This window comes from Christiangramia echinicola DSM 19838 (genome assembly GCF_000423065.1).
Classification (GTDB): domain Bacteria; phylum Bacteroidota; class Bacteroidia; order Flavobacteriales; family Flavobacteriaceae; genus Christiangramia; species Christiangramia echinicola.
Window position 1 is genome coordinate 262,885 of record NZ_AUHG01000012.1, and the last position, 12,726, is coordinate 275,610.

Annotated in this window: 15 protein-coding genes and 1 tRNA gene; 9 read left to right on the top strand and 7 right to left on the bottom strand. The window is 36.1% G+C overall.

Features of this window, described 5'->3' with window-relative positions:
• The first annotated feature begins 8 nt into the window (after nt 1-8).
• Both G530_RS0110490 and G530_RS0110495 read left to right on the top strand, forming a co-directional pair.
• Nucleotides 9-332, top strand: a complete 324-nt coding sequence (locus G530_RS0110490) for a magnetosome magnetite crystal formation protein family (protein ID WP_026934495.1) — start codon at nt 9-11, stop codon at nt 330-332.
• A complete protein-coding gene (locus G530_RS0110495) occupies nt 332-988 on the top strand; it encodes an alpha/beta hydrolase (RefSeq protein ID WP_035716228.1) in 657 nt (218 codons plus the stop codon). Before G530_RS0110490 ends, G530_RS0110495 begins: the two co-directional genes overlap by 1 nt.
• Here G530_RS0110495 and G530_RS0110500 read toward each other — a convergent pair.
• Together G530_RS0110500 and G530_RS0110505 are read right to left on the bottom strand one after the other, a co-directional pair.
• Nucleotides 985-1,482, bottom strand: coding sequence for a hypothetical protein (locus tag G530_RS0110500; protein WP_026934497.1), 498 nt, complete (start codon nt 1,480-1,482; stop codon nt 985-987). The two genes, G530_RS0110495 and G530_RS0110500, sit on opposite strands and share 4 nt — an antisense overlap.
• Nucleotide 1,483: 1 nt before the next feature.
• Entirely contained in the window at nt 1,484-2,245 is a 762-nt protein-coding gene (locus G530_RS0110505) for an MBL fold metallo-hydrolase (RefSeq protein ID WP_026934498.1), read from the bottom strand.
• A gap of 103 nt (nt 2,246-2,348) precedes the next feature.
• Between G530_RS0110505 and G530_RS0110510 the strand changes: the two genes are divergently transcribed.
• A complete protein-coding gene (locus G530_RS0110510; RefSeq protein ID WP_026934499.1) occupies nt 2,349-3,812 on the top strand; it encodes a hypothetical protein in 1,464 nt (487 codons plus the stop codon).
• Between the two features lie 74 nt (nt 3,813-3,886).
• On the opposite strand, the gene murA is transcribed toward G530_RS0110510, so the two are convergent.
• The 3 genes from murA to G530_RS0110525 form a co-directional block, all read right to left on the bottom strand.
• Nucleotides 3,887-5,200, bottom strand: a complete 1,314-nt coding sequence (gene murA / locus G530_RS0110515) for a UDP-N-acetylglucosamine 1-carboxyvinyltransferase (protein WP_026934500.1) — start codon at nt 5,198-5,200, stop codon at nt 3,887-3,889.
• Nucleotides 5,201-5,215: 15 nt separating this feature from the next.
• Nucleotides 5,216-5,857, bottom strand: a complete 642-nt coding sequence (locus G530_RS0110520; protein ID WP_026934501.1) for a DUF4290 domain-containing protein — start codon at nt 5,855-5,857, stop codon at nt 5,216-5,218.
• A 101-nt stretch (nt 5,858-5,958) separates the two neighbouring features.
• Complete coding sequence (locus G530_RS0110525) at nt 5,959-6,252, bottom strand: DUF493 family protein (RefSeq protein WP_026934502.1); 294 nt, start codon at nt 6,250-6,252, stop codon at nt 5,959-5,961.
• 81 nt (nt 6,253-6,333) lie between these two features.
• Here G530_RS0110525 and G530_RS0110530 point away from each other — a divergent pair, with 81 nt between their 5' ends.
• The 5 genes from G530_RS0110530 (at nt 6,334) to G530_RS0110550 (ending at nt 10,857) form a co-directional block, all read left to right on the top strand.
• Nucleotides 6,334-6,867 (top strand): AAA family ATPase, encoded by a 534-nt coding sequence (locus G530_RS0110530; protein WP_026934503.1) that lies wholly within the window; start codon nt 6,334-6,336, stop codon nt 6,865-6,867.
• A 6-nt stretch (nt 6,868-6,873) separates the two neighbouring features.
• Nucleotides 6,874-8,775: a RecQ family ATP-dependent DNA helicase gene (locus tag G530_RS0110535; RefSeq protein WP_026934504.1), complete on the top strand. Its 1,902-nt coding sequence runs from the start codon at nt 6,874-6,876 to the stop codon at nt 8,773-8,775.
• Nucleotides 8,772-9,719 (top strand): methionyl-tRNA formyltransferase, encoded by a 948-nt coding sequence (gene fmt / locus G530_RS0110540; protein WP_026934505.1) that lies wholly within the window; start codon nt 8,772-8,774, stop codon nt 9,717-9,719. Before G530_RS0110535 ends, fmt begins: the two co-directional genes overlap by 4 nt.
• A gap of 185 nt (nt 9,720-9,904) precedes the next feature.
• Entirely contained in the window at nt 9,905-10,177 is a 273-nt protein-coding gene (locus G530_RS0110545) for an HU family DNA-binding protein (RefSeq protein WP_006990442.1), read from the top strand.
• A 119-nt stretch (nt 10,178-10,296) separates the two neighbouring features.
• Nucleotides 10,297-10,857: a YqgE/AlgH family protein gene (locus G530_RS0110550; protein ID WP_026934506.1), complete on the top strand. Its 561-nt coding sequence runs from the start codon at nt 10,297-10,299 to the stop codon at nt 10,855-10,857.
• Here G530_RS0110550 and G530_RS0110555 read toward each other — a convergent pair.
• A complete protein-coding gene (locus G530_RS0110555) occupies nt 10,854-11,699 on the bottom strand; it encodes an aminotransferase class IV (RefSeq protein WP_026934507.1) in 846 nt (281 codons plus the stop codon). The genes G530_RS0110550 and G530_RS0110555 overlap by 4 nt on opposite strands.
• A 51-nt stretch (nt 11,700-11,750) precedes the next feature.
• The gene (locus G530_RS0110560; RefSeq protein ID WP_026934508.1) at nt 11,751-12,137 is read right to left on the bottom strand and encodes an START-like domain-containing protein; all 387 of its coding nucleotides are present in this window, start codon (nt 12,135-12,137) and stop codon (nt 11,751-11,753) included.
• Nucleotides 12,138-12,327: 190 nt separating this feature from the next.
• Between G530_RS0110560 and G530_RS0110565 the strand changes: the two genes are divergently transcribed.
• A tRNA-Met gene (locus G530_RS0110565) sits at nt 12,328-12,401 on the top strand.
• The last annotated feature ends 325 nt before the right edge of the window (nt 12,402-12,726 follow it).

Consider the following 12,726-nt stretch of genomic DNA (forward strand, 5'->3'; position numbering starts at 1 on the left):
TATTTAGCATGGAAACTACCGGACAGGGAAAAACAACCGCTGTTGTTGCTTATATAACCATCATAGGCACTATCATTGCATATTTTATGAACCTGGAACCTAAAGACAGGTTAGCCAGTTTTCATATTAGACAGGCCTTTGGCCTGCACATACTTTTATACCTAATAGGGGCCTTATTGGGAATGTTTAATGAATTTTATATCATCTGGGCTTTTTATATATTTTATTTTGTGCTCTGGGGATATGGTCTTATCATGGCAATTAAAGGAGAAGAACGAGAGGTGCCAATTTTAGGGCCTTTATTTCAAAAATGGTTTAGTACAATTTCATAATGACACAAGAATTTTCTTTACAACATATAATTAGAGAACCTAAAATAAAATCGGACAACGCTCCGGTTTTAATAATGCTACACGGTTATGGTAGTGATGAAAATGATCTGTTTTCATTTGCCAGTGAATTACCAGAAGAACTTTTTATCATTTCAGTGAAAGCTCCGTATAAAATGCAACCTTATGGAAATGCATGGTATGCTATTCATTGGGATAATAATGATGGTAAGTTTAGTGATGATCTACAAGCCATTAAATCTCGTGAAACTATCAAAGATTTTATTGGTGAGGTGATTAAGAATTATCCGGTAGATCCTGAAAATATCAATCTTCTAGGCTTTAGCCAAGGAAGCATTTTAAGTTATGCTGTAGCACTCTCCTACCCTGAAATCATCAATAACGTAGTAGCTTTAAGTGGTTATGTAAATCAGGGAATTCTAAAAGATGGATTTGAAAACAACGATTTCTCTAATCTAGATTTCTATTGTTCCCACGGAAGCGTAGACCAGGTAATTCCTGTAGATTGGGCCAGAAAAACCAAACCTTTTCTTGATAACTTAAATATTAAGAATGCCTATTCAGAATTTCCTGTGGGACATGGTGTTGCTCCTCAGAATTTCTTCGAATTGAAGGAATGGTTAAAAAACCGGATCTAGTTTAGCGGGTAAAGAAATGATTTTTCAGGATAGAAATTAATCTCGCCATTTTCAGCGACTTCATAACCAAGAAAAACTTCACCCCAATAAGTGCCATCGGTAAAGTCTGCAATGATCCACTTATGGTTTAATACTTTGATCTTATTGATTCGCATATTCCCTTCCATCCCCGCTTGAGGAACCAAAGGATTATCTTCATCGGCAGAATTTTTGCTTATGATAGCATCTTCGATCTTTAAAATCAGATCCTTTGTGTCGATATCTTTCTTTTCAAAATAGGTGATCGCATCTTCATTATTCTCAAGATTAAAATAATCTTCCGTTCCTACGACATCTTCAGTATTAATTTGATCTGCTTCAGCTTCATTTAGTTTATTTTGCAGATAGTCTATCTTTTCCTGTTTAGAATCTAAAATTCTCTTATCGTTCACGTAAATGAATACAATAAATAAAAGGGAAAAGATAAACAGGTACATTAGGATCTTATTGCGCATTCTATACTTCTATTTTTAGATTATCATATGCTAAATAAACATTCTCTGGAAGGTCTTTTTCCACTTCTTCATGGAATCCCAGCATATGGCTTATATGGGTAAAATATGTCTTTTTTGGCTTGACTTTCTCAACGAACTCAAGAGCTTCTTCCAGGTTAAAATGTGAATGATGCGGTTCTATTCGAAGAGCACTCACTACGAGGACTTTCAGATCTCGAAGTTTTTCTACCTCTTTATCTTCTATAGATTTAAGATCTGTTAGATAGGCAAAGTCCTCTGTTCTAAATCCAAAAACCTGCAGTCTATTATGCCAGAATTCAATTGGCGTTACAGTAAGGCCATGAAAATTGAAAGGTTTATTCTCAATCACATTCTCCTTAACGCCAGGGGCTCCGGGATATTTATTTTCCGTAGTAAATATGTAATCAAACCTTCTTTTGAGAGCTTTTAAAACCCTTTCATGGGCATATACAGGAATATCACCCTGCCTGAAAAAGAAGGGCCTAATATCGTCCAGACCTGCGGTATGATCATTATGTTCATGGGTATAGAATATCGCATCCAGTTTCCTGACATTATTGGCTAACATTTGCTGCCTGAAATCTGGCCCGCAATCTATAAGAATATTATAATTATTCCAGGAAATAAGAACTGATACCCGCAAACGCTTATCTTTTGGATTATCGCTTAGACATACCGGATGATCACTTCCTATAATTGGTATTCCCTGAGATGTTCCTGTTCCTAAAAATGTTACTTCCAAAAGGTGATATTTTTCACACAAAAGTAAATATATTTTTTTGTATGCCTACCGCTTTTAGTACTTTTGAAGTACACAAAGAAATTGTTTACTTAAAAGAGAAACTATGCCAATTACTATTATGGGCGATAAGGAATTTGAAAATATTCCTTCAATAAATAGTAAAGCCCTTCGCATCAATTTAAACGAGAACATCTACGGGACGTTTTCTGAGATTGGTGCAGGTCAGGAAACAGTGAGGAACTTTTTCCGGGCTGGAGGTGCTTCAGGTACTATTGCAAAAGCCATGAGTGCCTACGACAAAGACTTTAGTGACGCGATCTATGGAGTTGAGAATGACCGCCGATATGTCACTGAAGCAAGATTAAAAAAAATGCTGGGTCACGAAACCAAGCTAATTGAAGAAAGAATCTCTCGCGAAAAACATCCTAATAAATTATTTTTCACTTACGCTAATACCGTTGCAACCATCGACTTTGCCAAGAAATACAAAGGTCACGGATGGGTAGGTATTAGATACCAGGTTGAACCTGGTGAAGATTATAACGAAATTCTCCTACATGTTCGTTTTCATGAAAATGATGCTAGGCACCAGCAGAATACCTTAGGAATTTTAGGAGTAAATCTTATTTATGGAGCATATTACAAATATGACAACCCAAAGAAACTTCTAAGATATTTATATGATCATATAGACAAAGACCAGATTGAGATTGATACTATCAATTTCTCGGGTCCAAGATTTGAGAAGGTAGATAACCGTTTAATGAGTCTTCAGTTAGTGAAAAACGGAATGACTGAAGCGGTAATGTTCGGTCCTGATGGGAATAATGTTTTACCCGCAAAAATTCTTTACAAGAAGAACATCCTTGCCCTTAGAGGTAGTTTTAGACCTGTAACCAAGGTGAACATGGATATGTATGAGAAGTCCAAGGATATGTTCTTTAATGAGACTAAGGTAAATCGTGAGAATACAGAGATTATTTTTGAGATCACCTTATCTAACCTTCGTGCTGAAGGTGAGATCGATGAAAGAGACTTTATGGATAGAGCAGAGCTGCTTTGTTCCCTGGGTCAAACCGTAATGATCTCGAATTTCCAGGAATATTACCGTGTAGTAGAATACTTCTCTCGATATTCAAAACAGCGAATGGGGCTTACCATGGGTGTACAAAACCTGGTAGATGTATTCGATGAGAAATATTACCGTCATTTAAGTGGTGGCATCCTCGAGGCATTTGGTAAATTATTCTTCAAAGATCTTAAAGTATACTTATATCCTCTAAAAGATCCTGAAACCGGAGAAATTACAACCAGTGAAAATGTGAAAGTTCATCCACGTATGAAGGAGCTATATAAGTTCTTCAAGTACAACGGAAGAGTTGAAGACATAGAAAAGTACAATCCAGAGATTATGGATATTTACTCACGCGAGGTCCTTAAGATGATTAGTGAAGGTCAAGCCGGTTGGGAAGAAATGCTTCCTGAAAAAACCACTAAAATGATCAAGGATAAGAACCTATTCCATTATAAGGAGCTTAAACAAAAGGCGAAGACTGAAGAAGTTTAATCCTGAATTATATAAATAAAAAAAGCTGTTCAATTGAACAGCTTTTTTTATTTATAATATTTCGTAATATCGGGTTAATCGAGTCTGGTAATCTTTGCTCCAATCCCCTGTAATCTTTCTACAATATGCTCGTAACCTCTATCTATTTGTTCAATGTTATGAATCGTAGATGTTCCTTTAGCTGAGAGCGCAGCAATTAGAAGAGAAATACCTGCTCTAATATCTGGAGAAGTCATTGTTGTCGCCTTTAATTGCGAAGTGAAATCATGACCAATAACAGTAGCTCTATGCGGGTCACAAAGTATGATCTTGGCTCCCATATCAATAAGTTTATCCACAAAGAACAAACGGCTTTCAAACATTTTTTGGTGAATAAGTACACTTCCTCTGGCCTGAGTGGCTATCACAAGAATAATACTCAAAAGGTCTGGCGTAAATCCTGGCCAGGGAGCATCACTAATATTCATTATAGATCCATCAATAAAACTCTGTACCTCGTATCCATCTGTATGTGCAGGAATATGAATATCGTCACCCTTCTGCTCTACTGTAATACCAAGTTTTCTAAAGGTAGTAGGGATAATCCCTAACATCTCCCAGTTCACATTTTTTATAGTGATCTCACTTTTAGTCATGGCAGCCAAACCTATCCATGAACCAATTTCGATCATATCCGGGAGTACTCTATGCTCACAGCCACCAAGTTTTTCAACTCCTTCAATGGTCAATAAATTTGAACCTACACCGCTTATATTTGCTCCCATCGAATTCAGCATCTTGCAAAGTTGCTGTAAATAGGGTTCACAAGCAGCGTTATATACGGTCGTAGTTCCTTCAGCCAGAACTGCAGCCATAACAATATTAGCTGTACCGGTAACCGATGCCTCTTCCAGAAGCATAAAATCACCTTTTAGACCATTTGGAGCTTCTACTCCATAAAATCTTTCTTCTTTATTATACCTGAAATCGGCTCCCAGTTTCATGAAGCCTTCAAAATGTGTATCGAGTCTTCTTCTTCCAATTTTATCTCCTCCTGGCTTAGGAATAAATCCTTTCCCGAATCTTCCAAGCATAGGACCAACGATCATAATAGAACCTCTCAATCCTCCGCCATCAATTTTAAATTGCTCGCTATTGAGATAATCCATATTTAGATCATCACTTTGAAAAGTGTAACTACCTTTACCGATCTTTTCAATTTTGACGCCTAGATTGCGCAAAAGATTGATCAGTTTATTTACGTCGACTATATCTGGAATGTTATGTATCGTAACTTTTTCTTCAGTTAGCAATACCGCACATAATATTTGCAGTGCCTCGTTTTTCGCTCCCTGGGGCTGAATATCCCCGCTTAAACGATGACCACCTTCAATTTGAAAAGTTCCCATTAAAAGATGTTAAGTTTAGTGGCGTTTACGACCTCCTTTGCGGCCAGTCTTTTTTGTGTTTTTGGAGTATTTCTTCTTACTACCTCCGCTTCTAATAAGCTCTGATGCCTGACTTAAGTCTTCATCAATATTCTTTGGATTGATCTTACCGTTACTAAGTTCAGTTAGATGCTTTAAGATCACTTCATCATCTACAGAGTCTCTGTTCCAGTTAAGGTAAGATTTCTTCATATGATTAGCGATGGTAAGAACAAGAGCCTCTTTAAGGTCGCCCTCTTCATAATCCTTAGCAGCATCGATCATTCTCTTGATGTTGTTACCGTAGAATCTATATTTAGGATTATTTTCCGGATACTGAAGCATTTCTGGTCTTTCAGCCAGCATTTCTCTGGTAGGCTTAGGAAACGGTGATTCTACCTCAAGTTTAAAATCACTTATGATGAATAACTGATCCCAAAGTTTATGTTGAAAATCTGGCACGTCACGCAGATGTGGATTCATATTACCCATTACGGCGATAATAGATTTAGCCACCTTATTTCTTTCCTCATCATCTTCAATACTCACGGTATGTTCTACCATTTTCTGAAGATGTCGGCCATATTCGGGAATTATCAGTTTACTCCTTTCAGAGTTATATTCTAATGCGTTTGTCAAAATTGAAGTTTAATTAGGTAATTATTGAAGTTATACTCCTGCCTGCAAAATACTAAATATTACTAAAGATGCACAACAAAAAAGATTCTTTTATATAGTGCTTACAGAGATATAACTCCCTCTACTTTATCTGCAACCTCTTTATATTTCTCAATCACATGATCTGGATTCTTCATCCTAACATTAATAGAAACGCTAGTATATTTTCCTTTTTTAGATTGCTTCTTTTCGATCACCGCACCCATATTATTAAAGATTTCCTCAACCAGGTTAGTTTTATCTCCTTTTGTAGGGACGATGAATTTATATAAATACTCAGACGGCCACATAGCCGTATCCTGAAGTTGCTTTTTTAACTTGGCGTAAAACTCTTCTGGACTTTTAGATTCACTCATAATTTTCCTCCTTCGTTTTGATGCAAAGATACAAGAATGATAGCATTTTTATAATCAAATTCATTTGTCGAAATTTGCCGGGTGAAAAATAGAAAAATTGTAATCACCGGTGGCCCGGGAACCGGAAAATCGTCTATCATAAATAGACTGGAAGAAAAAGGAGAAAAGTGCCTGCATGAAATATCCCGGCAGGTTACACTGGAGGCAAAAGAACAAGGTATAGACCAATTGTTTCTTGAGCAACCATTGCTTTTCAGTGAAAAATTACTGGAAGGCAGGCTAGATCAATTTCTTGAAGCAATGGAATTTAATTCAGATCATATCTTTCTTGATCGCGGACTTCCAGATGTGGTGGCTTATATGGATTATTTTGACACTAAATATCCAGAAATCTTTAATAAAATCTGTCAGAATAATCGATACGATCTTATTTTAATACTTCCTCCCTGGAAAGAAATATACACCAGTGATAATGAACGTTATGAGAGTTACGAAGAAGCCTTAAAAATTTCGTCTTATCTTTATTCAACCTATAAAAGGTACGGATACAACCCAATTGAAGTTCCAAAACTCAGTGTGGAAGAACGTACTAGCTTTATTTTGGATAAGATCTAATCGAATTTGAAAGAGGAGGCTTTAAAAATATTAGAGAAATACTGGGGGTTCCGGGAGTTCAGACCACAGCAACTTGAGGTCATTGAATCTATCCTTGATGGGAAAGATACCTTAACCCTCTTCCCTACTGGCGGCGGAAAATCTATTTGCTTTCAGGTACCTGCACTTATAAAAGAAGGTATCTGTATTGTAGTTTCCCCATTGATATCATTGATGGAGGACCAGGTAAATGCTTTACAACAAAAAAATATCAAAGCCATGGCGATCACAGGAGGTATTTCTTATACTGATCTGGATCGAAACCTCGATAATTGTATTTTCGGAAACTTCAAATTCCTATATCTTTCTCCGGAAAGACTTCAGCAGGAAATCGTAAGGGAACGTCTGAAGCAAATGAACATCAATCTCATTGCGGTAGATGAAGCACATTGTATCTCTCAATGGGGCCATGATTTCAGACCCGCTTACAGGAACATTTCAGAATTACGTGAACTATTACCCGAAGTAAATATTGCTGCATTTACCGCAACAGCTACCAAAGACGTGGTAAAAGATATTTGTGAGCAACTTAAATTTGAAGATCCCGATATTCATCAAAAGTCATTCGAAAGAACGAATCTCCAGTATGAGGTCATTAAAACTGAAGATAAATATTTTCGTCTCACTCAAATACTTCGTGATGATTCAGCGATAATATATGTACGCAGCAGAAATGCCACTCAGGAGATCTCTCAATTCATAAATAAGCAAGGTATAACCGCTGCAGCTTATCACGGCGGACTTAAAAAAGAAGAAAAGTCTAAGAAATTTGAACAATGGCTTACCAATAAAATTAGCGTAATGGTTGCCACCACAGCCTTTGGTATGGGTATAGATAAACCAGACGTAAGAACGGTTATACATATCGACCTACCTGAGAGTATGGAGAGTTATTTCCAGGAAGCTGGTAGAGCCGGTAGAGATGGCAAGCCTTCGAGAGCTATTATACTCACCAATTCAGGGGATATTCCAGTTTTAAAGAACCAGTTTTTAAATAACCTGGCCTCTGTAGAAGACGTAAAGCTATTATACAGAAAGTTGAATGCTTACTTTAGAATCGCATTTGGAGAAGGAGAGAATACAGAACACGATTTCAATTTTGCCAGTTTTTGTCATCAATACCAATTCAATTCACATAAAGCTTTCAATGCACTGCAATTGCTGGATGGATGTAGCATTTTGAGATTATCCCAGAATTACCAGAAAAGAACCGAGATCCAAATCTTATTGTCGGGCAATCATTTAGATAATTACCTTGATGAAAATCCTAGGTATGCTCATCTATTAAGATCTATCCTTAGAAACTATGGAGGTGTTTTTGAGAATCTTATCTCCTTTAATCTAGCCTCTGTATGTGACAAGGCTAATCTTTCAGAAAGGGAGAGCATAAAGATATTTGAAGAATTAAATGATAAGGAGATCATTGAATTCAATCTTTCTAAACATGATGCCAGTATTACATTTCTGGTTCCACGTGAAGACGATTCTACCATTAATCCTGTAGCATCCTTTATTAAGGAATACAATAAAACAAAAAGGGATAAAATCGAAGCTGTCCTTGAATTTGTACAGAATGACAATATTTGCAAGCAGATTCAACTACTTAAATATTTTGGAGAGAAAGATCCACCTGCATGCGGTAAGTGTTCTGTCTGCCTTAAAGAAAAGAAGGAATTAACCAGAGATGACATGAACGAAATCTACTTGAAAATCTTAAGACTACTTAAAAAAGGACCACAGGATTCGAGAGAAATTATCACAAACCTGGATTATTCTGAAACTGCTATTTTAAAAGTAATAAGTTTGCTCTGCGAAAAAGGAATTCTTGATAGAACCCCTAATAATAAGTATAAAATTATAAATAAATGAAAGACCTGAGAGTAGTATTCATGGGTACTCCAGAATTTGCCGTAAAAAGCCTGGAGGCGATCACTGATGCTGGTTTTAATGTTGTAGGTGTGATCACCGCTCCAGACAGACCTGCCGGGAGAGGTAGGAAATTAAGAGAAAGTGCTGTAAAGACATATGCTGTATCTAAAGGTTTAAAGGTTTTACAACCAACAAATCTCAAAGCGGAAGATTTTCAGAAAGAACTAAAAGAATTAAACCCCAATATACAGGTAGTTGTCGCATTTAGAATGCTACCTAAATCTGTTTGGGACCTGCCCGAATACGGAACATTTAATTTACACGCCTCCCTTCTACCCCAATACCGGGGAGCAGCACCAATTAACTGGGCAATTATTAATGGAGATAAAAAAACCGGTGTTTCTACTTTCTTTTTAGATGAGAAGATAGATACCGGCGCAATGATACTCCAGGAAGAAACTAATATAGATGAATCAGAGAATGTAGAATCGGTCCATGACAGATTAATGAATATTGGTTCTAAACTGGTAGTAAAAACTCTTTACGCTATTGCCAAAGAAGAAATCGAACCAAAACCGCAGCTAGAATCCAGCACATTAAAAGAAGCACCTAAGCTAAACAGGGATAATACTAAAATAGACTGGAATAAACCTGTAGATCAAATATATAATCTAATTAGGGGTCTCAACCCATATCCGGCAGCGTGGTGTTACCTGGAGAATTCTACAGATGAAGTACAGGTAAAGATCTATGATATAGAAAGGATCATGCAGGAACATCACTTACCTAATGGTACTGTAACAATTAAGGATAACCAGATAAAAGTAGCTGCAACTAACGGATTCATTTTAATTAAGGAAATTCAATTACCAGGAAAGAGAAAAATGCTATCTAAAGCGCTTTTAAATGGTTTTAATTTTGCGCCAGAGGCAAAAATGCGCTAAAGCCTTATTAACACTGAATCGGTTGCATTTTAATAAAAAACAATTATCTTTATTAACAAAACAACCAAGTTATTAACAAATACGGGCTTTTCCCTTGTCATTACTTGCGTGAACAAGAAATCCGTATAAATTTGTATACCAGTTTAACAGAATGTTTAACCAACAATTAATTTAAAATTCAAATTATGAACAAAACAGATTTAATCGACGCAATGGCTGAAAACGCTGGAATTTCTAAGGCAGCAGCAAAAAAAGCATTAGAGTCTTTCCTTGAGAACGTTGAGAAGTCTCTTAAAAAAGGAGATAGAGTATCATTAGTAGGATTCGGATCATGGTCTGTATCTAAAAGAGCTGCTCGTGAAGGAAGAAACCCACAAACCGGAAAAACTATTAAGATTGCTGCTAAAAACGTAGTGAAATTTAAAGCCGGAGCTGATTTACAAAAAGCTGTAAACTAATAATTTGCATTAGTAAATTTTTAGAAGCCTCCCATTGGGAGGCTTTTTTATTCAAAAATTTTCTTATTGTATTGCATTATTTATAGGAAATAATTAGTTTAGTTAAAAAGACTGCTACAATGATCGCGTTAAAACCAACCAAAGGCCATCTTTTAGTCGCAGAACCATCTATTATAGGAGATGTGTCTTTTAATCGTTCTGTGGTTCTTCTTGCTGACCATTCCGATAATGGATCGGTTGGATTTATCCTGAATAAAATTCTCGATTTCACACTTAAAGATCTAATCCCTGAAGTAAAGGGTGATTTTAAGGTATACAACGGGGGGCCTGTAGAACAGGACAATCTATACTTTATTCATAAGATACCAGACCTTATTCCAGACAGTATAGAAATTGCACATGGAATTTACTGGGGAGGTAACTTTGAAGTAGTTATGGAGTTGATCGCAAAAGAGCTTATAGATGATAAGCAGATCAAGTTCTTTTTAGGCTATTCTGGTTGGGATGCCAATCAACTTGATGATGAGCTAAATTCTCACTCCTGGGTGATCACTGTAAATGAAGACAACAAAGATTTGCTTGAAAAACCCTACAATTCTTTCTGGAAAGATAAAATGTTAGAATTAGGTGGCGAATATATGCTTTGGTCTAATTCCCCTGAAAATCCTACCTATAATTAACCAAGTCTAGCTTTTACATTAAGTTTGCTTAACAGATCCTTTGAAACTTTATTTTCAAAATTCTTCTTACGGTATTTACTAACCGGCTGAATTCCCTGGGCAACATTCGTAATAAATAACTCATCTGCTTTTTGAAGCTCAAAAGGAGATATAGAAGTTTCTTCAAGAGTGTATTCCTCAGTTTTCTTCAGAATATTGATCAGCTGTTTCCTGATAATACCATTTAAAGCTCCATCAGCAATTGGTGGCGTTTTAATAGTATTTCCTTTAACCAAAAAGATATTCCCATTCAACGCTTCCACTACACTCTTCTTTTCATTTAAAAGCAGGCAATTGTCATAATCATTTTCCCTGGCATAAATGCTACCAAGAACATTAACTGCTCGGTTATTTGATTTTATAGTAGAAAGCAGGCCACTATTCACGTAATGATCTTTGAATAATTCTATTTCGTAAGGATTATCATTAAAAAGATAAAAGGAATTTTCCATAGCCTCGGTAGTGATCACATAACCAATCTCCCTTGTAGCAGGGGTATAATAACCACCCTGTAACCTGTATACAGCGAACCTAATACGTGCTGCCGAAGAATTAAGATCATTCGCTTCAATTATATCCTTGATTTCTTTTTCAAGAAATTCAGGAGAAAAGCTGGAAGGAATCTCCATTCTCATAATTCGCATGGAAGCCATTAATCTGAAATAATGATCTTCCCAGAACATTATTTTCCCATTAATTACACGAACAGTTTCAAATACCGAATCACCATAAGCAAAACCTCGATTAAGCACCGATAATTTTGCATTTTCCTCGTTAACTATATTTCCGTCTAAATTGATCATAAAAAAACCCCGTTTAAAAACGGGGCAAAGTTACTATTTATAATAAGAAATCTAGGCTGATCCTAGAATCTGTTTAAGTTCTGAAATCATATTATCCCAAAGCATCTTACCTTCCTCTATTTCGTCATCTTCAGCAAAATCAGTAATCATAAGGGAAACATCTTTGGTAATATCATCTACCTGAATACGTAATTCGAAAAAATAAGGAGTGTCTTCATCATCTATCCATTTAAATTTAATACGCTCATCACTTTTTTTACTCATAAGCTTTGCCTTTTCTTCACTACCTTCCCATATAAAAGTAAAAAATTCCCCTCGGGAATTTACGTTATCGGCATACCACTCACTTAAACCTGAAGGTGTTGAAATATATTGGTATAGTAATGAAGGAGAAGCTTGGATTGGAAACTCCATTTCGTACTTTATCTTTTCTTCCATTCTTGATTAATTAGTTTCGGGCAATATAGATATTAATTAGAAAGATAAAAAGAAATCAAAATAAATATTTTAGAAAATAAAGTTTGCGCCAATACAAATTGTTTTTATATTTGCACCCGCATTAAGGAAATCCTGCGAAGCCTTTTATGACAAGGCATTTAACAGGATTCGTAAAGTGTAAAAATCCTATGGCGAGGTAGCTCAGTTGGTTAGAGCGTCGGATTCATAACCCGGAGGTCCCGAGTTCAAATCTCGGTCTCGCTACAAGTAAAATCAAGGCTTCACAGAAATGTGAAGCTTTTTGTTTTTATACCTAGTACAGAATAAGTACAGAATCTCATTTTTTTTAATAAATAAATAAGAGCCATATAGAAAATCTCCGTTTGATATCAATTGAAACGGAATTTTATATTTATTCCGAAAATTAACTCTAGAAAGTAACCATTAATTTTCCATCGTTAATAAGATTCAATATTTTAGTAATTAAGATCCAATCTTGAATCACTGCCCATTACTTCCCTGGAATAGCTCAGCATGCCTGAAACCTGATAGCTATGAAATACATCCTCTTCCCTATCGTAAAAAGTTC